25 protein-coding genes and 1 other annotated feature are annotated in these 24,892 nt (G+C 39.5%); of the genes, 21 read left to right on the top strand and 4 right to left on the bottom strand.

Annotated elements, in window-relative coordinates:
* Complete coding sequence (locus ACIFOD_RS02850) at positions 1 to 183, bottom strand: DUF2929 family protein (RefSeq protein WP_113969940.1); 183 nt, start codon at positions 181 to 183, stop codon at positions 1 to 3.
* A gap of 272 nt (positions 184 to 455) precedes the next feature.
* Between ACIFOD_RS02850 and ACIFOD_RS02845 the strand changes: the two genes are divergently transcribed.
* From ACIFOD_RS02845 to ACIFOD_RS02830, 4 genes are all read left to right on the top strand, one after another.
* Positions 456 to 1,199: a hydrolase gene (locus tag ACIFOD_RS02845; protein WP_113969941.1), complete on the top strand. Its 744-nt coding sequence runs from the start codon at positions 456 to 458 to the stop codon at positions 1,197 to 1,199.
* Positions 1,183 to 1,938, top strand: coding sequence for a hypothetical protein (locus tag ACIFOD_RS02840; RefSeq protein ID WP_430313390.1), 756 nt, complete (start codon positions 1,183 to 1,185; stop codon positions 1,936 to 1,938). The genes ACIFOD_RS02845 and ACIFOD_RS02840 overlap by 17 nt, the downstream gene beginning before the upstream one ends.
* Before the next feature lie 113 nt (positions 1,939 to 2,051).
* Complete coding sequence (locus tag ACIFOD_RS02835; RefSeq protein WP_430313389.1) at positions 2,052 to 3,020, top strand: BMP family ABC transporter substrate-binding protein; 969 nt, start codon at positions 2,052 to 2,054, stop codon at positions 3,018 to 3,020.
* Complete coding sequence (locus ACIFOD_RS02830; RefSeq protein WP_034763435.1) at positions 3,017 to 3,205, top strand: ComZ family protein; 189 nt, start codon at positions 3,017 to 3,019, stop codon at positions 3,203 to 3,205. Before ACIFOD_RS02835 ends, ACIFOD_RS02830 begins: the two co-directional genes overlap by 4 nt.
* A gap of 47 nt (positions 3,206 to 3,252) precedes the next feature.
* Here the strand turns inward: ACIFOD_RS02830 and ACIFOD_RS02825 are convergent, their stop codons facing one another.
* On the bottom strand, positions 3,253 to 3,468 hold the full coding sequence (locus tag ACIFOD_RS02825) for a hypothetical protein (protein ID WP_430313388.1): 216 nt from the start codon (positions 3,466 to 3,468) through the stop codon (positions 3,253 to 3,255).
* Positions 3,469 to 3,670: 202 nt separating this feature from the next.
* Between ACIFOD_RS02825 and ACIFOD_RS02820 the strand changes: the two genes are divergently transcribed.
* The 5 genes from ACIFOD_RS02820 (at position 3,671) to ACIFOD_RS02800 (ending at position 7,966) form a co-directional block, all read left to right on the top strand.
* The gene (locus ACIFOD_RS02820; RefSeq protein ID WP_397553369.1) at positions 3,671 to 4,603 is read left to right on the top strand and encodes a beta-ketoacyl-ACP synthase III; all 933 of its coding nucleotides are present in this window, start codon (positions 3,671 to 3,673) and stop codon (positions 4,601 to 4,603) included.
* A gap of 44 nt (positions 4,604 to 4,647) precedes the next feature.
* Positions 4,648 to 5,892, top strand: coding sequence for a beta-ketoacyl-ACP synthase II (fabF, locus tag ACIFOD_RS02815; protein WP_430313387.1), 1,245 nt, complete (start codon positions 4,648 to 4,650; stop codon positions 5,890 to 5,892).
* Positions 5,893 to 5,987: 95 nt separating this feature from the next.
* Complete coding sequence (locus ACIFOD_RS02810) at positions 5,988 to 6,755, top strand: DUF2268 domain-containing protein (protein ID WP_430313386.1); 768 nt, start codon at positions 5,988 to 5,990, stop codon at positions 6,753 to 6,755.
* Between the two features lie 167 nt (positions 6,756 to 6,922).
* The gene (locus ACIFOD_RS02805; RefSeq protein WP_430313385.1) at positions 6,923 to 7,132 is read left to right on the top strand and encodes a hypothetical protein; all 210 of its coding nucleotides are present in this window, start codon (positions 6,923 to 6,925) and stop codon (positions 7,130 to 7,132) included.
* An 84-nt stretch (positions 7,133 to 7,216) separates the two neighbouring features.
* A complete protein-coding gene (locus ACIFOD_RS02800; RefSeq protein ID WP_149155192.1) occupies positions 7,217 to 7,966 on the top strand; it encodes a YjbA family protein in 750 nt (249 codons plus the stop codon).
* Positions 7,967 to 8,095: 129 nt separating this feature from the next.
* Here ACIFOD_RS02800 and trpS read toward each other — a convergent pair whose 3' ends face one another.
* Positions 8,096 to 9,094 (bottom strand): tryptophan--tRNA ligase, encoded by a 999-nt coding sequence (gene trpS, locus ACIFOD_RS02795; protein ID WP_430313384.1) that lies wholly within the window; start codon positions 9,092 to 9,094, stop codon positions 8,096 to 8,098.
* A 50-nt stretch (positions 9,095 to 9,144) separates the two neighbouring features.
* Positions 9,145 to 9,377: a binding site (T-box leader), on the bottom strand.
* A 47-nt stretch (positions 9,378 to 9,424) separates the two neighbouring features.
* A complete protein-coding gene (locus tag ACIFOD_RS02790) occupies positions 9,425 to 9,808 on the bottom strand; it encodes a DUF3899 domain-containing protein (protein ID WP_430313383.1) in 384 nt (127 codons plus the stop codon).
* Positions 9,809 to 10,312: 504 nt separating this feature from the next.
* On the opposite strand from ACIFOD_RS02790, the gene ACIFOD_RS02785 reads away from it, so the two are divergent.
* From ACIFOD_RS02785 to pepF, 12 genes are all read left to right on the top strand, one after another.
* The gene (locus tag ACIFOD_RS02785) at positions 10,313 to 11,968 is read left to right on the top strand and encodes a peptide ABC transporter substrate-binding protein (RefSeq protein WP_430313382.1); all 1,656 of its coding nucleotides are present in this window, start codon (positions 10,313 to 10,315) and stop codon (positions 11,966 to 11,968) included.
* Between the two features lie 170 nt (positions 11,969 to 12,138).
* Positions 12,139 to 13,068 carry an oligopeptide ABC transporter permease gene (opp3b, locus tag ACIFOD_RS02780; protein WP_430313381.1) on the top strand — a complete coding sequence of 310 codons (930 nt, stop codon included), beginning with the start codon at positions 12,139 to 12,141 and terminating at the stop codon, positions 13,066 to 13,068.
* On the top strand, positions 13,068 to 14,093 hold the full coding sequence (gene opp3C / locus ACIFOD_RS02775) for an oligopeptide ABC transporter permease (protein WP_430313380.1): 1,026 nt from the start codon (positions 13,068 to 13,070) through the stop codon (positions 14,091 to 14,093). Before opp3b ends, opp3C begins: the two co-directional genes overlap by 1 nt.
* Before the next feature lie 18 nt (positions 14,094 to 14,111).
* The gene (locus tag ACIFOD_RS02770) at positions 14,112 to 15,182 is read left to right on the top strand and encodes an ABC transporter ATP-binding protein (protein WP_397553377.1); all 1,071 of its coding nucleotides are present in this window, start codon (positions 14,112 to 14,114) and stop codon (positions 15,180 to 15,182) included.
* Entirely contained in the window at positions 15,182 to 16,117 is a 936-nt protein-coding gene (locus ACIFOD_RS02765) for an ABC transporter ATP-binding protein (protein ID WP_149155199.1), read from the top strand. The genes ACIFOD_RS02770 and ACIFOD_RS02765 overlap by 1 nt, the downstream gene beginning before the upstream one ends.
* 225 nt (positions 16,118 to 16,342) lie before the next feature.
* On the top strand, positions 16,343 to 17,539 hold the full coding sequence (locus tag ACIFOD_RS02760; RefSeq protein WP_430313425.1) for a putative glycoside hydrolase: 1,197 nt from the start codon (positions 16,343 to 16,345) through the stop codon (positions 17,537 to 17,539).
* Positions 17,540 to 17,810: 271 nt separating this feature from the next.
* Positions 17,811 to 18,383 carry a GNAT family N-acetyltransferase gene (locus ACIFOD_RS02755; protein WP_113969958.1) on the top strand — a complete coding sequence of 191 codons (573 nt, stop codon included), beginning with the start codon at positions 17,811 to 17,813 and terminating at the stop codon, positions 18,381 to 18,383.
* 303 nt (positions 18,384 to 18,686) lie between these two features.
* Positions 18,687 to 19,082, top strand: coding sequence for a transcriptional regulator SpxA (spxA, locus tag ACIFOD_RS02750; RefSeq protein ID WP_032089161.1), 396 nt, complete (start codon positions 18,687 to 18,689; stop codon positions 19,080 to 19,082).
* A 359-nt stretch (positions 19,083 to 19,441) separates the two neighbouring features.
* On the top strand, positions 19,442 to 20,113 hold the full coding sequence (mecA, locus tag ACIFOD_RS02745) for an adaptor protein MecA (RefSeq protein ID WP_397553379.1): 672 nt from the start codon (positions 19,442 to 19,444) through the stop codon (positions 20,111 to 20,113).
* Between the two features lie 76 nt (positions 20,114 to 20,189).
* Positions 20,190 to 21,695 carry a cardiolipin synthase gene (gene cls / locus ACIFOD_RS02740; RefSeq protein WP_430313379.1) on the top strand — a complete coding sequence of 502 codons (1,506 nt, stop codon included), beginning with the start codon at positions 20,190 to 20,192 and terminating at the stop codon, positions 21,693 to 21,695.
* An 89-nt stretch (positions 21,696 to 21,784) separates the two neighbouring features.
* Positions 21,785 to 22,978 (top strand): competence protein CoiA, encoded by a 1,194-nt coding sequence (locus ACIFOD_RS02735; RefSeq protein ID WP_430313378.1) that lies wholly within the window; start codon positions 21,785 to 21,787, stop codon positions 22,976 to 22,978.
* An 88-nt stretch (positions 22,979 to 23,066) separates the two neighbouring features.
* Positions 23,067 to 24,890 carry an oligoendopeptidase F gene (gene pepF, locus ACIFOD_RS02730; RefSeq protein WP_430313377.1) on the top strand — a complete coding sequence of 608 codons (1,824 nt, stop codon included), beginning with the start codon at positions 23,067 to 23,069 and terminating at the stop codon, positions 24,888 to 24,890.
* Positions 24,891 to 24,892 lie beyond the last annotated feature (2 nt).

Raw genomic sequence — 24,892 nt, 5'->3', positions numbered from 1 at the left:
TTAGTGCTTTTCTACTGGCTCGTTTGGTATAACAAGCGTGATAAGGAATACTAATATCGTTACACAAACCGAAATAATTAATCCTGTTTCAAAGTGAAAAGCAGTTCCATTCATTGAACTTACAACGTAAGTTAACATTTCAGTCAGAGCAAATGCCCAGAAAAACATCCAGAAAAATCTCACGTCAAGTCACCTCATTCCTATGTAATCAACTAATACATTATTAGAGTGTTCTAACCCATTTCAATCTTTTTTATCTTACCACAGCTTCATGAATTAATAAATGACTAATCTGTGAAATGTAACCCTTATCATTTTACAGTAGAAATCTTTTTGGGATAATCTGTTTTTTGACTAAATTTGCAAATATCAGGGGTTCTTTGGGCTATCTCCCTTACCATTGTTGTCTCCTTACATAAACTATAATGACTTACTATGTAAAAGGAGAAATTCTAATGTATCAGCGATTGTTTCAATTAGAGCAAGAGTGGTGCATGATTCATTATCCTGAACGCCCAAATGGATTCGCTGTAATGGTAATAGGAGATTCCCATCACTATGTAGACGATAAGAGCAGCTTTTGGGTTCAACATGAGGCACGTTACAAGTGGATTCAAGAACTCACCGCCAAAGGATACATTGTGTATTATAGTAATCTTTACGGAGCGAATTGGGGTAGCAATCAAGCCGTGCAGTTAGCCAAACGACTTTATCAGCATGTAAAACGAAATGAAATCATTAATGGAAAGATTCATATATTGGCCGAAGGAATGGGGGCTTTGGTACTGAAAAACCTCTATCCGAAAATGGAGCAGGATATTAGAAGTGCTGTTATGCTTGCGCCTTGCGTGTCTTTATATGATCATCTCGAACAAGAGAAGGAACAGAAATTCTTTTATAAAAAGGTAATAAAAGAACTCGCACACACGTTTCGATTGAAAGAGGAGGAGTGCGAATCCTTCATCTCTCAACAATCGAAGGACTACGAAGTATTTAAAAACATCTCGATTCCCCTTTACATTGTTCAATCAACAACTCTTAATCGTTATAAAAATCAATTTACTCTCATAAAAGATATATATACGGAGCGTTTAGAAAAAGGTACATCAACCGATTTATTCTTTGTACTCCCTGAAAAACGTGCTTCTCTGGGAAGGAAGTTTGCTTCATATTTTTCTTTACATGAGAAAGAGTTATAACAAACACATTGGAGTGATTGACTTGAATCATGCATTCGTTTTTGCCGCTCAACAGTTTTTGGGATTTGAGCTTTGTGATGCGCTTCTTGAGAATGGATGGACCGTAACGGCAGTTGATGAAAACAAAGAAACAGAGGATAAGTGGTTAGGAATTGGAAGGAACTCAAACATTCAATATGTTCCTTATGAAGACTGGGATAAGGAAATACACTCAGGATGCAGCGTGTTCCTTCCATACTATGACCAGGTGAGAGAGAATAAAGGAAGTTACTTGTCAGAAGTAGAAGGGCTGTTGTCAAAAATTGAACAACCCCTCTCAATCATTCGGATTTATTCCAATCTGGACAGAGATCAAAAATGCCATGAAGGAACCGTATTCTACCTTCCTACCCTGTACGGAATTCACCAGCCGACAGAATTTCTGTTCGCACAACTTTTAAATGGAGAAGAGGGTGACTCACCATACATTGATGATCCAAGTGGAGCGATCTATGTAAAGGACGCTGCCCGAACTATCATAAAGCATTCATCCAATACAGAAGAAATATATAAGATGAAAGCACTCTCAAATCAAAGCTGGAGTGAAGCATTATCGTACGTAACGAAGAAGTCTATTTCTCCCGTCAGAATGGATGCTGAACGAAATGGTAAAGAGCTAATTGTCAAGCCGTCCAAGTCTCATGAATCGATTATCAAAGAACAATTAAGAGGCATTCATTTGCATGAAATTCAGGAATAAGAAAACTTTTTCTTTCCTTGTGGATAGGGATGAGGGTAAAATAAATATGATGTAATAATTTTCTATTGATTCTTTTTATAGATGCTGCACGGGCTTTAAAGGAGTTGCTGCACATGAGTAAGAAATTTTACACCATTTTCATGATGGTATTCCTTATTGGAATAAGTGGTTGTTCAACAGGAGACAGCGCTGAAATAGAAAAAGTTGGTTTACTGGTTCCGGAAACCGTAAGCGATGGGGTATGGGGAACAAAAGGTTACAAAGGATTATTGAAAATTCAATCCGATTACAATGCAGACGTTTTCTATAAAGAGAGTATAAAGAATGATACATCAATTAAACAAGCGGTAAAAGAGTATAATGATGATGAAGTTACCTTAGTGTTTGGCCACGGAAGTGAATATTCCGGGATATTTAACACCCTTTCCGGTGATTATCCCAACATGCATTTTGTAAGCTTTAATGGCGATGCCACAGAAGAGAATACAACAAGTCTACAGTTTAAGGGCTATGCTATGGGCTTCTTCGGAGGCATGACAGCAGCCTATCAATCCAATACGAATAAAGTCGGGGTGATTGCTGCTTTTGAATGGCAGCCCGAGGTTCAAGGATTTATAGATGGAGTGAAGTACCAAAATAGCGAAACGGAGCTCATTGTCGAGTACACCAATCACTGGAGTGATCAAGATATTGCCTTTGAAAAGCTGAAGGGATTAATGAATCACCGTGTCGATGTTGTATATCCTGCAGGCGACGGCTATAATGTAGCTGTAATCGAAAAGCTGAAGGAAAAGGGTCTCTATGCCATTGGCTATGTCTCGGATCAATCTGATTTAGGGGAATCCACGGTTTTAACGAGTACTGTGCAGCATGCAGATAAGCTGTATAGTATAGTGGCGGAAAGATTCGCGAATGACGAACTCGATTCTGGAAACCTCGAATTTGATTTTGAAGACGGAGCCATTTCCATGGGTAAATATAGTCCTGTCATTCCAAAAGATTTTCAAGATGAGATGAAGCAACATGTTAAAGCCTACATCGAAACAGGCAAATTGCCAAACGGAAAGGAATCGAAGCAATGAATCAAGACAAAACGATGGAATTCATGCAGATTGCCATGAAGTACTTCCCACAAGCAAAAGAGCAACTGGATCAAGCGGGTGTTGAGTTCTCCCCCGAAATGCTGCAACCATTCATGACGCTATTCACACAAGTCATGAGTGAAGCCTATGAATTAGGCAAACAGGATGCCTTACATAAAGAATAAGTGTACAGTAAAGCGGTTCATTGAAAAATTCAATGAACCGTTTTTATTTATTTTATATTCCATTGCTTTAATAATGGACTGATTTTCTTATAGAGTGGTTTCAAGTCATCGATGGAGTTCATTATGGAATGAACTCCATCGAGTAATGAGCCTCCTTCATTTTTTCCTTCATGCTTTTCCTGGGCAGGAGCGGCTTCTTTTTTTAGGGTCTTTCCTCCGTACATCATCCTATCAAATGGATGCAGCTTCTTTTCTTCAGACATATTCTCACCTCCTCTACCTACTATGTAACCTATGAAAAGATGGGTTGTACGAGTATAGTCAAACGCGTAGAAGAAAGGGAGAAGAAAAAATAATTGCAGAAAGTAGAAATCTTCGGTAAAATTAGTACCAACTCATAATAATTGATAATAAACTTAAGTATATGAAAAAAACATAAAAAAAAAGAAAGTAGGGAATGCCGGTATGAATACAGGAATTATTGGAATTGGGCGTTATCTACCTGAAACAATTTTAACGAACGCAGACCTCGAGAAAATGGTGGATACATCGGATGAATGGATTCGGACAAGAACAGGGATTGAAGAAAGAAGAATAGCAAATAATGAAACAAATACATCTGACATGGCTTTTGAAGCTGCGAAGAAAGCAATCACAGATGCGGAGATTAATCCAGAAGATATCGATTTAATTCTGGTTGCAACGGTCACTCCTGATTATCCTTTCCCCTCGGTGGCTTGCTTGCTACAAGAACGATTAGGAGCAAAAAGGGCTGCTGCCATGGATATCAGTGCTGCTTGTGCAGGATTTATGTATGGTATGATTACGGCAAAGCAATTCATAGATAATGGTGCATATAGAAATGTACTTGTTGTGGGAGTAGAAAAATTATCAAAAATCACAGATTGGGAAGACCGAAATACTGCCGTTCTATTTGGAGACGCAGCAGGAGCAGCGGTTCTGGGACCGGTTCCGGACGGTAAGGGGATCCTTGCCTTTGAACTGGGGGCAGATGGATCTGGGGCAAAGCATTTATATCAAGACGAAAAACTGATTATGAATGGCCGTGAGGTATATAAGTTTGCAGTACGTCAAATGGGTGAATCCAGTATAAATGTAATCGAAAAAGCGGGATTAAACAAAGAGGACGTTGATTTCTTAATTCCTCACCAAGCCAACATCCGTATTATGGAAGCAGCAAGACAACGATTGGATTTGCCGATTGAAAAGATGTCTAAAACGGTAAATAAATACGGTAATACTTCAGCAGCTTCTATCCCTGTTTCTTTAGTGGAAGATTTAGAAGCAGGAAGAGTGAAAGAAAACGATGTAGTCGTCATGGTAGGATTCGGCGGCGGTTTAACCTGGGGCGCAATCATTATGCGCTGGGGCAAATAAATAGAACTCCCTTCTATAACTTGCAGACAAAGGAGATGGAATAAATGAACAAGAAACGTGTAGTTGTAACAGGATTGGGAAGTGTTACCCCGTTAGGGAATGATGTGGAATCAACGTGGACAAAAATTTTAGCAGGGAAGACGGGCGTAGGTCCGTTAACGCGCTTGAATGCAGACGATTATCCGGCCAAAGTGGCAGCTGAATTGAAAGATTTCAATATCGAGGATTTCGGTGTCGAGCGAAAAGAAGCAAGAAAAATGGATCGCTTCACTCATTATGCGATTGCAGCATCGTTAATGGCAGTCAAAGATTCCAAGCTCGACATTACAGACGAAAACGCTCACCGTGTCGGCGTGTGGGTCGGTTCAGGTATCGGTGGAATGGAAACGTTCGAACAGCAATATGAAACCTTCCAAAAGCGGGGGTATCGCAGAGTAAGTCCATTCTTCGTTCCCATGATCATTCCTGATATGGCTGCTGGACAAGTTTCCATCATGCTGGGAGCAAAGGGCTTTAATTCTTGTACAGTCACTGCATGTGCGACAGGGACAAATTCGATTGGAGATGCATTTAAAGTCATCCAGCGTGGAGACGCGGATGTCATGGTTTCAGGTGGGGCAGAAGCACCGATTACCAAGATGTCAGTAGCGGGCTTCTGTGCAAACACAGCTCTATCGACGAATACAGATCCTGAAAAAGCTTCAAGGCCATTCGATGCAAACCGTGACGGATTTGTCATGGGAGAAGGAGCAGGTATCGTGGTTCTGGAAGAGCTTGAGCATGCATTGAAACGCGGAGCACCGATCTATGCTGAAATCGTTGGCTATGGTTGTACGGGAGATGCGTATCATATCACCGCTCCTGCACCGGCTGGAGAAGGTGGAGCGAGAGCAATGAAAATGGCGTTGGAAGACGGTGGAGTACTTCCTGAGCAAATGGATTACATCAATGCTCACGGAACAAGCACTCCTTACAATGACAAATACGAAACGATGGCTGTTAAAGAAGTATTTGGGGAACATGCATATAAATTAGCCATGAGCTCAACGAAATCCATGACAGGTCATCTTCTGGGAGCCGCTGGAGGAATTGAAGCGATTTTCACAGTACTCGCGATGAAAGACAGCGTGTTGCCTCCAACAATCAATATAGAAACACCAGATCCGGATTGTGATCTTGATTATGTAGCGAACGAAGCAAGAAAACAGGAAGTGAATGTGGCGATGAGTAACTCATTAGGTTTCGGTGGCCATAATGCTACGATCGTCTTTAAAAAATATAACAACTAAAATGAGAACGAGTCTGCTAACGCGTTAGCAGGCTCGTTTTTTGTTGTGAACTCTCTTTCCTATACATATACATGATAAAAAGCCAGGAAAGAGGGATGAAGGTGACCGTTGCTCCTACTGATGAATGGCTTAAAGACTTCATTCATAAGCCTATAGAGCTTTTAAAGAATACAATAAACGGAAAAGACGATCAAAAATCCTTTTATCAATACCTTATGAGGCATGGAATGTACAAATCATCACATCATGCCGAAGAAATTTACGAAAAGATGAAAGAACATAACATATGGGAACGTTTTTCCCTTTATGAAAAAAAGTATAAACGAAAATGGAAGGGTCCCAATGTTCCGATTTACTTATTTCCCGTGCAGGAAAAGAGAGGTATGTTCCAATCCTCAATGAAAAAGTCAGGTGTATGCTTTAAAGACGAGATTTTCTTTTTTATAACGGAACAGGAAGATACGAAAGAGTACGAAGCTCTCTTTGTTCATGAATACCATCACTGTGTCAGAATGAAATTACTAAACAAAAAAGACAAACAATATACCTTATTGGATTCAATCATTTTTGAAGGACTGGCAGAACATGCCGTTAAAGAGTACTGTGGAGAAAAATACACAGCTTCCTGGACAAAAGCATATGAAGAAAAAGAAATGTCACGTTATTACGAGAAATGGATACAGCCTAATTTGGATGTAACAAGAAGCAGTCCCCTTCACGATCACTTACTTCTTGGTAAGAAATCGTATCCCAACATGCTGGGTTATGCTGCTGGTTATTACCTGGTTGAAAATTATTTGAAGAAAAAGCATGCATCTACCATAGCCCTGGTAGGAAAAGCATCATCAACCTTCTTACCATAGGAGGATGGGTGATCAAATCAGTCAGGTATTTTTCTGAATAGCAGGCAGGTGATGAAAATAGGAGCCTGATTTCGTCATATCTTCCATTTACCCTCATAAACTATAGTAAGAATGGACGAGCTAAATCTCTAAATGCGAGGATAGAGGCGGAAGGTATGGTGTTTCGAATGTTTGTATTGTTTATCGGGTTTGGACTGGCTGTTTCAGGAGGAGTGAGCTTAATTATTTATTTAAATCTTCTCACCACCGGAATGACTTTTTCAGACTATATTCTTTTCGTATCCACCCGAGTCGAATGCTATTTATTTCTCTTAGGGATTCTCATCATCACACTCTCGATCTATATCCCCCGGAGGAAAAATAATCACTATCTATAAAACCCTTGTTGAATAGGAATAAATTTACACCGATTTGCCTATACTGATTGACAAATAAGATTGTAGCAAAGCGAGGGGTCAATCATGTTATATCTTCATGATGTATGGGTAAATTGGTTCGAAGGCGAAGAAAATGGCTACAATGTCTGTCATTTTCACGAATGGAGAAAAGAGGACGTTATTGAGTTATTGGATCAAGTTCCTCTCATTAAAGTGGACACTGTTCTATTTCATTACATCGAGAATGATTTATCAGAGTTACCTCAACAACTGCTTAATAATGTCTATCAAAAAGCTTACTTACGAAAAAACCATGAACGAATTCAACTGGATTACTGCTTCATAGTCACAGATGGGACAGGAATACTTGCAGTGGATACGATTGGGTATACCGTTCCAATCAGAAAAAGCAGGCTGATCCCAAGACAGGAACAGCTCGTCTATGAAATGGTGGAAAGTCATGAAACAATGCAATATGCGATTCAGCCTGAGGCTAAGAGAGAGGATTCCTATCATATTCTTTCACCAAGTCCTTATATGATGAGTGGACTGACAAGAAAAGAAAGACAGTTAAAACAACTATTGTTTATGGCCCTGGACCAGCTCCACAGCTCAAACAACACGGCGGAAATCCGCTACTGGTACACAGAATGGGCTCCGCAGCGATACCGTACCATCCAGGAATTGGACTTTGAAGAAATTTGGCAAATGTTATACGAAGAAACGCAGTTTGGCTGGTCGGATAAGCACCTGACCCTCTGCGAGAACTTAATTAAAGGACAACCCTTCTTTGAAAAGTTATGGGAAGTGGAAAATCGTCCTAAGGTAAATTGATAGGTGGATGAATACCTCAAGTCTGTGATGGGCTTGGGGTTTTTTGTTTAGGAATAGAGGGGGAGGCGATGAAGATCGATCCCAATAAAAAAGCCCAGAGCCTCACACTCCAAGCTCTGAGCTACAATGCTATTTTCTCTTTCTCTCTTTACGCCCGAGTCCCATGGCCTTTTCCATCTTCTTCAGCATTTTGTTTGCGGTAAAATTAGCTTTTTCTGCCCCGCGATCCAGGATATCATCCAGCTCTTCAGAGTCAATCAATTCATAATAGCGGTCCTGCACAGGCTTAATGGCATTAACGACCACTTGAGCTAAGTCACCTTTAAAGTCTCCGTAGCCCTTACCTTCATACTTTTGTTCAAGTTCTTCTATTGAACTGCCTTCAAGAATCGAATAGATGGAAAGGAGATTTGATACTCCTGGTTTGTTTTCTTTATCGTATTTAACGACTCCTTCTGAATCCGTCACAGCACTTTTGATTTTCTTTTCAATCTGTTTCGGATCGTCGAGGAGTGTAATAAATGATTTCTGGTTAAGATCGGACTTACTCATTTTCTTCAGAGGATCCTGAAGGGACATGACACGGGCGCCCACTTTAGGAATCCGGACTTCAGGAACCGTAAAGATGTTGTTGTATTTATTATTGAAGCGCTCTGCGAGATTTCTCGTTAATTCCAAATGCTGTTTCTGATCTTCTCCCACAGGTACTAAATCTGTTCCATATAGAAGAATATCGGCTGCCATTAATGGTGGGTAAGTTAACAAGCCTGCAGAAACGGCTTCTTTCCCATGTGATTTATCTTTGAATTGCGTCATTCTTTCTAGTTCACCAATATACGTCACACATTGCAGAATCCATCCTGCCTGTGTATGAGCCGGAACCTCTGATTGAATGAATAAGGTTGATTTCTCAGGGTCGATACCACACGCAATGTAGAGTGCAGCAAGGCTGCGGATGTTTTTGCGAAGCTCCATTTTATCCTGCGCTACCGTGATTGCATGCTGATCCACTACACAGAAATAACAATTGTATTCTTCCTGAAGCTCAGTGAATTGCTTCATGGCCCCGATGTAGTTCCCAAGTGTAATCGTACCGCTCGGTTGAATGCCGCTAAATATTGTTTTCATCTTTTTTCCTCCTGTTTTTCACAAAATAAAAACCCACCCGTCCTATTGAAGATAGGGACGAATGGGATGATTTCCGCGGTGCCACCCTAAGTACTCAGATGAGTCAGCTTAGTCCATGACGGGCATGGAACCTCTTTAACGTGAGGTTAATCCGTTATATGCTACTCCATTTCACAAATAAAGCTCAGAAGTCCATTCCCTTTCCAATGAATGCTTGTTTCCACCAGCCACAAGCTCTCTATAAATCATATGGAAAAGTACTACTCTTCATCTACGCTCTTTACTATCATTTATAATATATTTTTATTATATGAAAAATAATATGGTAATTCAAGTGTACAACAGATAGGACAAAGCGATAGAAAGAAACAGGGTGATGGAGCCGATGATCAGAACTGACCTGGTAATGGAAAAAGATCGCTTGACTCCGTATTCCTCATGGGCATCCTTCGTATCGTCCAGATCGTCAAACTGGGAAATGTACTTTCCTTGTTTCGTGCTGTTTCGGAATCTCTTAAGGGCATACACGATGCCATTGAAAAATCCTTTTTGAAATATATATAGGAGGGAACCTGCGGCAACATACGTTATTCCGATAACAAACAAGCTATCTATAATAGAGAGAAGCATGTTTTTTCCCTGAAATATAGCAGTGACGATGGCGATGATGAAGAACAGCAGGGTAAGTAGGTAGAAAAAATTTAATCGTTTCATAGTTCTCCTTAAAATGTTTTTATCAAAAGTATACATGAAGCCCTTAGAAGAATTCAATCATTCATATATATTCAAGCCATCATGCATTGTATGGGAAGGGATAACATAAATCCGCATTAGGAACTCAATTAAAACATCAGTAAAATCATAAAAATATGAATGGAATAAAGTATGTATTCTATTTTTTATATTTAGTCTTGTGTATTTATATTTATAACAGAAATAGAGCCAATGATTGTTACCTGACACCCATAATAACAATATATTACATGCTCGGGAATTTACATTTGTAACAATTGTAATGGGACAAACTCTCTAAAATGTTTAACTAAAACCCATTGATACCAACGTTTTGTCGTCAATATACCTACTAATCTGATAATTTTGCAAAAAAACTGTTAAATTCATATTGCAATAATTTCTCTATCATGTATAATAAGTAACAAATCTTCTGAAAATTAGAAGATAAATAAATATGAGATTTACGAGGAGGTCAATTTCAAGATGAAGAAAAAGTTTTCATTCTTGCTAGTTCTTCTTCTGGCTCTAAGTACTTTCTTGGCTGCTTGTGGCGGCGACAAGAAAACTGAGGGCAATGAAGGAGCATCTGGCGAAGGCGGCGAGTCCGCTGAACAAAGAGAACAGGTACTTAACTTAATTGAGGGTTCTGAGATCCCATCAATGGACTCTACTCTAGCAACTGACTCTGTATCATTCAAAGTCATGAACAACGTATTTGAAGGTCTTTACCGTTTAGGTGAAAATGATGAGGCTGTACTTGGTATGGCTGCAGAAGAACCACAAATCAGTGAAGATGGAAAGACATACACGTTCAAAATCCGTGATGCTAAATGGTCAAACGGAGATGCAGTTACTGCTAACGACTTCGTTTATGCTTGGCAAAAAGCTTTAAACCCTGACACTGGTGCAGAGTATGCGTACATCATGTACGATATCAAAAACGCTGCAAAAGTAAATGCTGGTGAAGTTCCAGTTGAAGAATTAGGTGTTAAAGCGGTTGATGAAAAAACATTAGAAGTTCAGCTTGAAACAGCTGTTCCTTACTTCAAAGCTTTACTTTCTTTCGCAACTTTCTATCCTCAAAACCAAAAGTTCGTTGAAGAAAAAGGCGATAAATTCGGTCTTGAAGCTGACACTGCCGTTTACAATGGTCCATTCACACTTTCTGAGTGGAAGCATGAGCAAAGCTTCAAATTAACTAAGAACGACAGTTACTGGGAAGCAGATGCTGTTAAGTTAAAAGAAGTAAACTTTAACATCGTTAAAGATACTGCTACTGGAGTTAACTTATACGAAACAGAAAAAGCGGATATCGCTGGTCTTTCTGCTGAATTTGTTGACAAATACAAATCAGATGAAAACTTCAAAACAAAGGCTGATACTGCGGTATTCTTCCTTCGTTTAAACCAAAAGAATGAAGTTATGGCTAATGTAAATGCTCGTAAAGCATTTGATGCAGCCTATGACAAGCAAGGTATGGTTGACGTTCTTCTTAACAATGGTTCTATTCCTGCGTACTTCTTAGTACCAAAAGATTTCGTTTCTGGTCCAGACGGTGCTGAGTATCGTGAAGCTGTAGGTGATTTCGGTGGTTTCGATCCTGACAAAGCTGCAGAACATTGGGCTAAAGCGAAAGAAGAGTTAGGTAAAGATTCTATTGAATTAGAACTACTAAACTATGACTCTGACAGCTCTAAGAAAATCGGTGAATTCTTAAAAGAACAATTAGAGCAAAACTTAGAAGGATTAACTGTTTCAATCAAAGCACAACCATTCAAGCAAAAGCTTGAGTTAGAATCTAAAGGTGATTATGATGTTTCATTCGCCGGATGGGGTCCTGACTATCCAGATCCGATGACATTTGTTGACATGTTCGTTACTGATGGTGCACATAACCAAATGGCTTACTCTAATCCTGAGTATGACAAGTTAATCGAACAAGCTAAAGGTGAACTTCTTGATGATCCGGAAGCTCGTTGGCAAGCAATGGTTGACGCAGAAAAGATTCTTTTCGAAGATCAAGCGATCAGCCCGATGTACCAACGTGGAACTGCTTTCTTAGAGCGTCCATATGTTAAAGGTCTGTTACGTCACTCATTTGGTGCAGATGCATCATACAAATGGGCTTACATTGAGTAATCATAAGCTCAATTAACAAACCTTCAGAGGAGAGTGTATGCGTGAGCATACGCTCTCCTTTTCCAGTGAATGTCGAAAATTATCAAAAAAGTAAAAATATATTGAATATTTGTCGAAAATCGATATAATTAAAATGTGTAAAAAAAAAGATAAAAAAGGGGGGCTAAAGAATGGTCAGATATACAATTCAACGTATCGTCTATATGATCATCACTTTGCTTATCATTGCAACCGCCACTTTCTTTCTGATGAAGCTCCTACCTGGATCTCCACTACAAAACACAGAAAGGCTGTCTCCGGAACAACAACAAATCATCCTGGACAAATACGGTCTGAATGACCCGCTGCCAGAACAATATGTGAATTATATGGTTGGGTTGGCAAAAGGTGATTTAGGGTTGTCCTTCCAATATGACAATCGTCCAGTAACACAAATTCTTGGAGATCGTATTGGTCCTTCCGCACTTCTTGGATTCCAAGCTATGGTATTAGGTACATTCTTAGGGCTACTTATTGGAATTATTGCAGCAATCAAGCATAATACATGGTTAGATTATGGATCAACATTCATTGCTGTACTGGGTATATCGATTCCTTCCTTCGTTTTCGCAGGACTTCTGCAGTACTATGTTGGGGTTAAGCTTGAATGGTTGCCGGTAGCATTATGGGGAGAATACAAACATACTATTCTTCCAACATTAGCGTTGACGGTGTTTGTAGTAGCAACCATTGCTCGTTTTATGCGTACTGAAATGCTGGAAATATTAAACTCCGATTATATTTTACTTGCAAAGGCAAAGGGGATTTCCCAAACATCTACAGTTGTAAAGCATGCTGTTAGAAATGCTTTAATCCCGATTGTAACGATTCTTGGGCCAATGACTGTTGGGGTAATGACAGGATCTCTTGTTGTTGAACGTATATTCGCAGTCCCTGGTTTAGGGGAACAATTCGTACTATCGATCAATACAAATGATTACACGGTTATTATGGGGATTACCCTCTTCTTTAGTGCTTTATTTATTGGTGTAATCTTCTTGGTAGATATTCTTTATGGAATTATTGATCCACGTATTCGCTTAGCTGGAGGGAAGAAATAATGGAAGCAAACAAAAAGAAACTAGATCAACTTAGTCCAGAACTCTTCCAACCTCAAAAGGCTAGTGGAGATGAGTCAGAGAAAATTTCGCGTCCGAGCTTGAATTTCTGGCAGGACTCATGGATTCGTTTACGTAAGAATAAAGGCGCGATTGCCGGGATTGTTATCACCGCAATCATTATGTTCTTTGCTCTTTTTGGGCCAATGATGAACGAATATAAGTTTAGCGATCAAAATATCCGACATGCAAAGCTGCCACCAAAAATTGAAGCGCTTTCAGGGATTAGCTGGTTACCCTTTGACGGAAAAGATGCAGATGGATTTGATGTATATGAATCAAGACAAATTAAAGAAACCTATTGGTTTGGTACTGATGACTTAGGCCGTGACCTGTGGACCCGTACTTGGAATGGTACGCGTGTATCTCTTTACATTGGTATATTAGCAGCGATTATCGATTTCATAATCGGTATCTCTTATGGTGGAATTTCTGCTTATTACGGTGGGAAAGTCGACGATATCATGCAACGGATCATCGAAATCCTTGTAGGGATTCCAAACTTAATTGTGGTAATTCTCTTTATCCTGATATTTGAGCCGGGTATATTCTCCATAACCATGGCCATGGTTATAACCGGTTGGACCGGCATGGCCCGTATCGTCCGTGGACAGGTACTTCAATTAAAGAACCAGGAATTTGTACTTGCTTCCCGTACTTTAGGAGCAACCAGCAACCGTTTAATTTTTAAACACTTGCTTCCAAACGTAATGGGACCTGTTATTATCACTACAATGTTCACTGTTCCTGCTGCGATTTACACAGAAGCATTCTTAAGCTTTATCGGATTGGGGATTGCTCCACCAAGAGCATCTCTGGGATCATTGGTTAATGAAGGATACAGATCAATCCAGTCATTTCCTCATATGATGCTAGTACCTTCCGCTGTTATTTCATTAGTCATTTTAAGCTTTAACTTAATGGCCGATGGTCTGCGTGATGCACTAGATCCGAAAATGCGTAAGTAATGGAAGGGAGATAATATTATGTCAAAAATTTTAGAAGTGAAAGATCTACACGTCTCCTTCAATACGCATGGAGGAGAAGTTCAGGCTGTCCGAGGTGTAGATTTCCATTTAGATAAAGGTGAAACACTGGCGATCGTTGGTGAATCTGGTTCAGGTAAATCAGTTACTACGAAAGCGATCATGAGATTGATTCCAAACCCTCCAGGCTTCATCAAGGGTGGAGAAATGTTATTTGAGGGTAAAGATTTAGCGAAATTGCCGGAAAAGGATATGCAGAAGATCCGGGGGAAAGATATTTCTATGATTTTCCAAGATCCAATGACGTCCCTGAACCCTACAATGACTATTGGTAAACAGATCATGGAACCACTGGTGAAGCACCAGAATATGAGTAAAAATGATGCGAGAAAACGTGCCATTGAGTTACTTAAACTTGTTGGCCTGCCTAGCCCTGAAACACGCTTTAAGCAATATCCTCACCAATTCTCAGGCGGTCAGCGTCAGCGTGTCGTCATCGCAATCGCCCTTGCTTGCAATCCGAAAATTCTGATTGCCGATGAGCCGACGACGGCATTGGATGTTACCATCCAGGCTCAGATCCTTGAATTGATGAAAGATTTACAAACAAAGATAGAAACTTCCATCATTTTCATCACTCACGATCTTGGAGTTGTTGCGAACGTAGCTGATCGTGTAGCCGTTATGTATGGAGGACAAATTGTTGAAACAGGAACAGTGGATGAAATTTTCTACGATCCACGCCACCCATATACGTGGGGATTGATCGGCTCTATGCCGACAACTGAAACAGAAGGTGAGCAGGAGCTCGTTGCCATTCCTGGGACTCCACCGGATTTATTAAATCCACCTAAAGGGGATGCGTTCGCTCTTCGCAGTGAGTATGCATTGAAAGTGGATTTTGAACAAGAGCCGCCATATTATCAGGTTTCAGATACTCATTATGTGAAGTCCTGGTTATTGCATCCAAGTGCTCCAAAAGTAGAGCCGCCTGAAATCGTGAAATTAAGACATAGACAAATGCCCTCTAATTATAAAGAGCCGGTACTTGTTGAGGGGGTTCGTTCATAATGGCAGAGAAATTATTAGAAATTAAGAATTTAAAACAGTACTTTAACCCGGGAAAACCGAATATGGTGAAAGCTGTTGATGATATCAGTTTTGATATTTATAAAGGGGAAACCCTTGGCCTGGTTGGTGAATCAGGTTGCGGTAAATCAACGACTGGTCGTACGATCATTCGTTTGTATGATGCCACAGACGGCCAGGTTCTCTTTAATGGTGAGGACGTTCATGGTAAGAAATCACGTTCACAATTAAAGAAATTCAACCGTAAGATGCAAATGATCTTCCAGGATCCATACGCAAGTTTGAATCCCCGTATGAAGGTTGCTGATATCATTGCTGAAGGTATCGACATTCATGGCCTGGCTTCTTCCAAAGAAGAGCGCATTAAAAGAGTTCATGACCTACTTGAGACAGTTGGTTTGAATAAAGAGCATGCCGGTCGTTATCCACATGAATTCTCCGGCGGTCAGCGTCAGCGTATCGGGATTGCCCGTGCCTTGGCAGTAGATCCGGACTTCATCATTGCCGATGAGCCAATTTCGGCTCTTGACGTTTCGATTCAGGCACAGGTAGTTAATCTTATGCAAGAGCTTCAGAAAGAGAAAGGGTTAACGTACTTATTTATCGCCCATGATCTTTCCATGGTAAAATACATCAGTGATCGCATCGGGGTTATGTATTTTGGTAAGTTAGTCGAGTTGGCACCAAGTGATGCCCTTTACAAGAACCCGCTACATCCTTATACGCAATCTCTATTATCAGCGATTCCGTTACCGGATCCAGAGTATGAGCGCACACGCAGAAGAAAAGAATATAATCCTTCTGTTCACAATTATACAGAGGATGATAATCTTGAAATGCGTGAAGTGGCGCCTGGCCATTTCGTGTATTGCTCAGAGAAAGAGTTTGCGCAGTATAAAGCTCAGTACAAAAGCTGAACATTTTACAAAAGCTCCCTTTAATGAGGGGAGCTTTTTTTATTGAAGGGCAGTTTTATTCTTTTTTAACATGAAAATCATACTATATAATGAAGATATTTAATTTCCTTGGAAATTTCGACAGATTAGGAGTAATACCCCTTTTCTTTCAAGTTATTTCCTTGTTAGAATAGTATAAGGTGTTACATATTTTACTAGATAGCTTATTTAATAGAGGAGAGGTTTATTTTGAAATGGAGTAAGGTAGCGACATCCTTATGTTTAGTCACAATGTGCGTATTGCCGTTCCAAACAGCGAATGCTGAAGGAGAAGGGAAGGCTGCCCACGAGAAGAGAAGTCTTTCTTTAAGTAAGAAAGAAATCGCAAGTCCCGCCCCAAGATTTGCTTATGATTCCGGCTTTAAATTTGAATATCCTGATGCGGTTAGAGGGGTTTATGTTACCGGTCACTCTGCAGGTGGAGCGAGATTTGACAGCTTAACGAAACTAATGGATGATACGGATCTAAATGCCATGGTTATTGATATTAAAGATGATCACGGATATGTTACATACGAACCCGAGGAATCTTCTCCATATGCTAAAGTAGGTAAGCCATATATCAAAGATCCTAAAGCGATTTTAAAGACACTCGAAGAAAAACAGATTTATCCCATCGCAAGGGTTGTGGTATTCAAAGATACGGTATTGGCGAATGAGAAACCCGAGCTTTCCTTTAAAGATGGAGGTCAGGTATGGAAAAATGGCAGAGGTGAATCCTTTGTGAACCCATTCCTGAAAGAAGTGTGGGATTATAATGTGGGAATTGCAATCGAAGCCGCCAAAATGGGATTCCAGGAAATCCAGTTTGATTATGTCCGTTTCCCTGAAGGCTTTGAAAAACGTGACGATGAACTACTATATAACGGTGGTGAATATGCGGAGCAAGACACAGATAATGTACAAAAACGTGTGCAGGCAGTAACAGACTTTGTAGAGTACGCCCATGAAAAACTTGAGCCGTATGGAGTTAAGGTTTCTGTAGACATTTTCGGTTATACAGCAACGCTTCCAGAGGCGCCTGGGATAGGACAGAACTTCTCAAAGATATCTGAAAACGTCGATGTGATTTCATCCATGATTTATCCAAGTCACTGGACTCCCTACTTTGGAATCGCAAAGCCCGATTTACAACCTTATGAACTGGTTTCTGAATATGCCAAGCTTGAAAATTCCAAGTTAGCAGAATTAGATAACCCGCCTATTTCAAGACCATGGCTGCAGGATTTCACTGCCTCCTGGTTAGGAAGTGGAAACTATAAGGCCTACGGAAAAGCAGAAGTTGAAGCGCAGATTAAAGCATTGAATGATCAAGGTATTAAAGAATTCCTTTTATGGGATGCCGGTAATACGTATACAGAAGGTGTAGACTATACACCTTGATCGAAAAGACCGGTCTGGGAAGTTCCAGGCCGGTCTTTCTTAATGGGGCTTTTCGATTTGAAAAAATACTCAAACATTGTTATTATTAAAGTATTGGTAAGATTAACCGCTTTCAACCACATTACCCTCTTCATAGGTGTTTCAAGCCTGTGATTCCGTATTTTTATCCCACGGATGAGACTAACATCTAACATAAACATTTTTTTTCTGAGAAAAATAATTGTATCCCGTTAGTCAATGTCACCTAAAATTCTTTTAAAGGAGTAGATCCATGCATTGGTATGAAAAGTTAAATCAGTATTTCCCGGTAGAGGAAATGAAATCAAAAGAACACCTTGAGTCATTACTCAAAGAAAGAAGCGACATCTATCATAAAGATGAAGGTCAATACCACGTACTTATGTATGCCGAACTTGATGATTTTATCTTTATCGATTATCTTTTTGTCTCAAAGGATGCCCGCGGGCAAGGATTGGGTCATAAGTTGCTCGAGAAGTTAAAAGAAAAGAACAAAGCGATTATTTTAGAAGTAGAGCCGGTGGATTATGATGACACTGACACGGAAAAGCGTTTAAAGTTCTACAAGCGTGAAGGATTCGAACATGCTGTCAGTATCGGATATGCACGTAGATCCCTCGCTACAAATGAAATCAATGAAATGGAAATCCTTTATTGGGCTCCAAACAACGAATCAGAAGATCTGATCTTCAATTCTATGAAGAAAACATATGAATTAATCCACACCTATAATGATAAGAAGTTTTATGGTGCGTCTTACCAGCCGGTTGAAGAGGTCTTGAAAAAAGACAAAGACCGTGATGGAGATGTACTGAAAAATCTTTAAACCAAAAGAACCTTATTGTCCATTCGCAATAAGGTTTTCTAAATGAAAAAATGAAAATGTACTATATCATGTTTAGGCTCTTTTTGAACCGGGTAAAGCCATAGTAGAAAGAGATCATATAGCGTATGTTAAACCTATGTATAGGAAATTTGACAAATTGGTTAAAACTATGTTCAAGGGACAGTAATTCATGTATAATACATAATAGAGATTTCTTATTTAAACTTATTTTAATTAACAGACGATGTTTAAAATGAAATACTCTATATAATAAAAAAATCCTTAAGGGAGTGTGAATGATTCGTGGTTACATTATTCACTTCACCTAGTTGTACATCTTGTCGTAAGGCAAAAGCTTGGTTAGAAGAGCATGAGATTCCATATACAGAGCGTAACGTATTCTCTGAGCCATTAAGCATTGATGAAATTAAGGAAATCCTGCGTATGACTGAGGACGGAACGGATGAAATCATTTCAACCCGTTCTAAGACATTCCAAAAGCTTAATGTAGATTTAGAAACTTTACCACTTCAAGAACTGTTCGAGCTTATCCAGAAAAATCCTGGTCTTTTAAGACGTCCAATCATCTTGGATGAGAAGCGTCTTCAGGTAGGATACAATGAAGATGAAATCAGACGATTCCTACCGAGAAAGGTTCGTACATTCCAACTTCTAGAAGCTCAAAGAATGGTAAACTAAAGTATTCTTACATTCTCATCATATTATTAATGTTTGAGAATATATAAGGAAAAAGGGGCTGACCCTTTAAGGAACGTTGCGTATCCTTTCGGGTCAACCCCTTTTATATTAGTATAAGTATTAACACTTGAATTTTCTGCAAATATTCGCTAAAATGTCAAAAACACGTTAAATAGTGGGATTTGTGAAGAAAAAAATGGGTGTTATTTTTATTCCATTTTCAGTGTTTATATCATAAAATAGAAGTACAAGGTACAAACTAACCTAAATGTATCTTCTATCTTCACCAGCAATCGAGCAAAATTGCTCAGAGGGTGTAGTCCCTTCACCAACATCATGCAAGAAGGGAGAGGTGTTAATTGGAAATCGAACGCATTAATGAAAATACGGTCAAGTTCTATATATCTTACGGAGATATAGAAGATCGCGGCTTTGACCGCGAGGAGATCTGGTATAATCGTGAAAGAAGTGAAGAACTCTTCTGGGAAATGATGGATGAAGTTCATCAAGAGGAAGATTTCGGAATTGAAGGACCGCTATGGATTCAAGTTCAAGCGTTAGATAAAGGGCTTGAAGTACTAGTTACAAGAGCTCAGGTTTCAAAGGATGGTCAGCGATTTGAGCTGCCTATTCCAGAGGATAAACTTAAGGAACTTCCTGTAGATGAGCGGATAGAGGAGCTTCTGGATCAGCATTTCCAAATCAAGCAGGATCAAGATGGGGAAGCAGAAGTGGCACTGGATTTCACTTTGAAGTTCAATGATTTCGAAGATGCGATTTCTTTATCACATCGGATGAAAGACATGTCTTTAGATCATTTGGAAACAAAGCTGCTTGCATTCGAAAATAAATATTTTATTTACGTTAAATTTTCAGAAGAGCACTTCTCGGAAGAAGATATCGACAATATGTTAAGTATACTACTTGAATATGCGGATGAGTCACGAATGACCGTTCATCGCCTAGAAGAGTATGGAAAAGTAGTCATTAATGAACATGTGTTTGGGACATTAAGTGAACATTTTTCTTAAGGATCATACCGGTTTCATTTAGAAATCGGTATTTTTTTTATTTAGCATCATTAAGCCAGTGGAAGGTGTTAGAGGTATGAAAAATACAGTGAGGGTCCTCTTATTTATTGCTGTTCTCGTATTAAGTTATATTTTCTATTTTGATCAGTACCTTTCAGGTATGGTCAAATATATTAGTCTGGTTTTTACTTTCTCTGTCATTGTGATAGGATTTCTTATCTTCTTTGAGAATCGTCACCCCACTCAAACATTAACGTGGTTAGTTGTTTTAGGTGCTTTCCCATTCCTTGGTTTTATCTTCTATTTATTGTTTGGCCGAAACTATCGGAAAGAGAAAATGTATAAGAAGAAGTACATATTGGACAAGGAAACCTACAATAAATTTGAGCCTGGTCCTAAGGAAATGAATGCTGAAATGTTTGGCTTGTTTCAGGAAAAGCACTTTCAGCTTGCTCAGCGAATAGGAAACAGTGCCATATCTTTTTCCAGTGAAACGAAGCTTTTAACCAATGGTAACGAGACATTTGGAGAAATCCTCAGATGGTTGAAAACGGCCAAGCATCACATTCATATGGAATATTATATTGTCCGTCATGATGATATTGGAAATCAGATTAAAGATATCCTTATTGAACGAGCCAATAATGGGGTGAAAATCCGCTTTCTTTATGACGCGGTTGGGGCATGGCAATTGTCAAAGGATTATATAACTGAATTAAAAGATGCAGGGATTGAAGTGGTTCCCTTTGGTCCCGTCAAAATTCCTGTTCTCAATAATAAGTTTAACTTTCGAAATCATCGCAAGATCATCGTCATTGATGGAAGTATTGGATTTGTTGGGGGACTCAATATTGGCGATGAGTACTTAGGTAAAAATCCTCATTTTGGTTTCTGGAGGGATACCCACCTATTTGTAAGGGGTGAAGCGGTACGTACGCTGCAGCTCATCTTTCTTCAAGATTGGTATTATATGACGAATGACGATTTCTTGACTCCAGGGTATTTAAGCCCTGATTCATTGGAAAATGCAAACGATGGTGGAGTTCAAATGATTGCAGGAGGACCTGATAATGAGTTGAGCGTTTTGAAGAATATCTTCTTCTCGATGATCACTTCTGCAAGAAAAAGCGTATGGGTTGCATCACCATATTTCATACCGGATGAAGATATTTTCTCAGCACTTAAAATTGCTGCTTTAAGTGGTGTGGATGTAAGGCTATTGGTTCCCCATAAGCCTGATAAACGAATTGTATTTCACGCTTCACGATCTTATTTCCCCGATCTTCTCGAAGCAGGTGCCCGAATCTTTGAATATCAAAAGGGCTTTATGCATAGTAAGATTGTCATTGTCGATGAAGAAATGGCATCGATTGGGACATCAAATATGGATATGAGAAGTTTTCATTTAAACTTTGAAGTCAATGCATTTCTATATAAAACAGCAAGTACCGACTCTCTTGTGAAAGAATATTTACATGACTTAGAGGATGCAGAAGAACTGCAGCTGGAAGAGTTTCAAAAGAGACATCTTGGCTACCGATTATTGGAATCCACTTCACGCTTAATGTCACCTCTATTATAAGAGAAAGCCTTCAAGTGATTTTTTGCTTGAAGGTTTTTTTTGAAGGATTTTCACGATTTTTGGCGAATGGTTATTGAAGGAGGTGTTCTATGTTAACAGCGTTATTTAGAGAGAAAGTGTTTTCAACCATCCATTACACAAGAGAGGAACTAAAGAATCTGCGAAGTAAGCGTCCTATATTTCTCTGTCCTCATTGTTCATCCGAATTGAACCTTCGCATCGGAAACCAAAACGTTCCACATTTTGCTCATCATTCACAGTTACAATGTGCGATTGGAAAGCAGCATGAGTCACCGCGACATCTACTTAGTAAGCAACTGCTATATGAAAGGTTAAGAGAACATTATACGGAGGTGAGTGTTGAGTATTATATAAAAGAGCTTCAACAAATCGCTGATATTTATGTAAAAACGGAATCTAAAAAAATTGCCATTGAGATTCAATGTTCTTCCATTCCCATTCCCGACATCCTTTCTAGAACTGGGGGATATCACAGTCAGAACATCACTCCGTTTTGGATGCTTACCCAACCGGTGACAGTAAAACAAAAGGGATTGCTGCATTTACCGTCCTTTCAGCAAGCGTTTATTCGGTATTCACCCCATTTCCACCATTTTCTTCTCCATTTTTCCCCTGAAGATAGAAGCTTTACATTATTTACTCATCTCATACCTGTTTCAGTCTCAGCTTTTATTAGTGCAGCACCTGTCAGAATCCCTATTGAGCAATTCACTCTTCCTTTATCCATCCCACATTCTACAGTCAATCACCCATATCTATTAAAAAACTGGAATCAATACCGAATGAAGTGGATCTATAACAAACTTCATTATAGTAAAGCAAAAAGCGATTTATTTTTACGGGAAGTGTATAGAGAAGGGGATACATTTTTATATTTACCTTTGTTTGTTGGAATGCCTGTATTCCCTCATGGACTCCATTTTAAGAATCATGCGATCGAATGGCAATACTATATATGGAAAGATTGTCTGAAGAAGGATCGATTTATTTCAGAGGAAAAAGTCGTTAAGGTAATTAAAAGAAGGATGGATAGAGGATATTTAGAATTCCGTGCGCTTCCTTTTGTAGGGGGGGACCAACTGCTAAAGGAAATAGTAAAGAGTTATTTGGCTCTCTTGAAGGATATGCAAGTGGTCAGAAGGATGGAGGGTGGGCAATATCAGCTCTTGGAGGCGTGGAATTGTCCAGACAACTTTCCGGGTTTCGAACAGCATCAGCATGATTTTTTTCCTAAATGGAAGCATATATTAAAAAAGGTCTGATAAAGATTGTTTTGTTGCAGGAAAATCTTAGATAAGAGAGAATGTAACTATAAGGAATTTTCTGTAGATTTCAGAATGGAGGATGTATATGTCAAAAGATACAGCTACGAAAAGTCTGCCTGGCAGGGAAGAGGTAGAGGAGAAGTTAACGTGGAGATTGGAAGATATTTTTGAAAGTGATGAAGCGTGGGAAAAAGAATACAAAGCAATTAAAGAGTTAACGGGTAAAGCAGAAGAGTTTAAAGGAACTTTAGGTGAGGGTGCAGATCAGCTTTATAAAGCATTTGCCTTCCAAGATGAAATTATGGAACGTATGGGTAGGGTTTATACATATTCTCATATGCGCTATGACCAGGACACAACCAATTCATACTATCAAGGACTCGATGACCGTGCCAAAAGTCTTTATACACAGTTAGGGAGTAAATTTGCCTACTTAGTACCTGAAGTGCTTTCGATTGAGGAAAGTAAGCTTCAAGGGTTTCTTGACGAAAAAGAAGAGCTGAAGAAATACAAGCATGCTTTAGAAGAAATTAATCTCCAGCGTCCACATGTTCTTTCAGCGGAGGAGGAAGCATTACTTGCTCAAGCTTCCGAAGTGTTCAGTGCGGCGAGTAACACGTTTGGTATGCTGAACAATGCAGACTTGGAGTTTCCGAGCATTAAAGATGAAAACGGTGAAGAAGTAGACATCACACATGGCCGTTTCATTCGTTTCCTGGAGAGCAGTGATCGACGCGTACGGGAAGAAGCGTTTAAAAAGGTGTATGAAACCTACGGCAAATTCGAAAATACGTTTGCCTCTACATTAAGTGGCGCAGTAAAGAAAGATAATTTCGTCTCAAACGTAAGACATTACGATTCAGCAAGACATGCGGCATTATCAAATAACAATATTCCTGAACAGGTGTATGATAACCTGGTTGATACGGTCAATAAGAACCTTCATTTGCTGCAACGCTATGTAAAGCTTCGCAAGAAAGTATTAGGCTTGGATGAAGTTCATATGTATGACTTATATACACCGTTAGTGAAGGAAGTTAAGATGGACATCAGCTATGATGAAGCACAGAACATGATCCTGGATGGCTTAAAGCCTTTAGGAGAAGAATATGCCAATGTCCTGAAAGAAGGCTTTGATAACCGTTGGGTGGATGTTGTCGAGAACAAAGGAAAAAGAAGTGGGGCATACTCTTCAGGAGCATACGGCACCAATCCTTATATCCTCATGAACTGGCAGGATAATGTGAACAATCTATTTACACTGGCTCATGAGTTCGGACATAGTGTTCACAGCTACTATACGCGCAGTGCTCAGCCATACACGTACGGCCATTACTCCATCTTTGTTGCCGAGGTGGCTTCTACATGTAATGAAGCTTTATTGAATGATTATCTATTAAACACAATTGATGATGAGAAAAAGCGTCTGTACCTATTAAATCATTACCTGGAAGGATTCAGAGGAACCGTTTTCCGTCAAACCATGTTTGCAGAGTTTGAACACCTCATTCATAAGAAAGCCCAAGAAGGGGAAGCTCTTACTTCTGAATTCTTAACAAAAGAATATTATGAATTGAATAAAAAGTATTTTGGAGAGGACATCTCGATTGATGAGGAGATTGGATTGGAATGGGCTCGAATTCCTCACTTCTACTACAATTACTATGTTTATCAATATGCAACGGGCTACTCGGCTGCGACCGCTCTCAGTCAGCAAATCCTTGAAGAGGGAGAGCCGGCCGTAGAACGCTACATTGATTTCCTGAAAGCGGGCAGCTCTGATTATCCGATTGAAGTATTGAAAAAAGCAGGAGTGGATATGACAACCTCCAAGCCGGTAGAAGACGCATGCAAAGTCTTTGAAGAAAAGTTGAATGAAATGGAAGAACTGCTTGAAAAGTTACAGTAAAT

Origin of the sequence: Rossellomorea sp. NRS-1567 (assembly GCF_050467885.1) — a bacterium.
GTDB lineage: Bacteria > Bacillota > Bacilli > Bacillales > Bacillaceae_B > Rossellomorea > Rossellomorea aquimaris_C.
The sequence above is the reverse complement of the archived record's forward strand: the minus strand, read 5'-3'. Positions and strand labels throughout refer to the sequence as shown.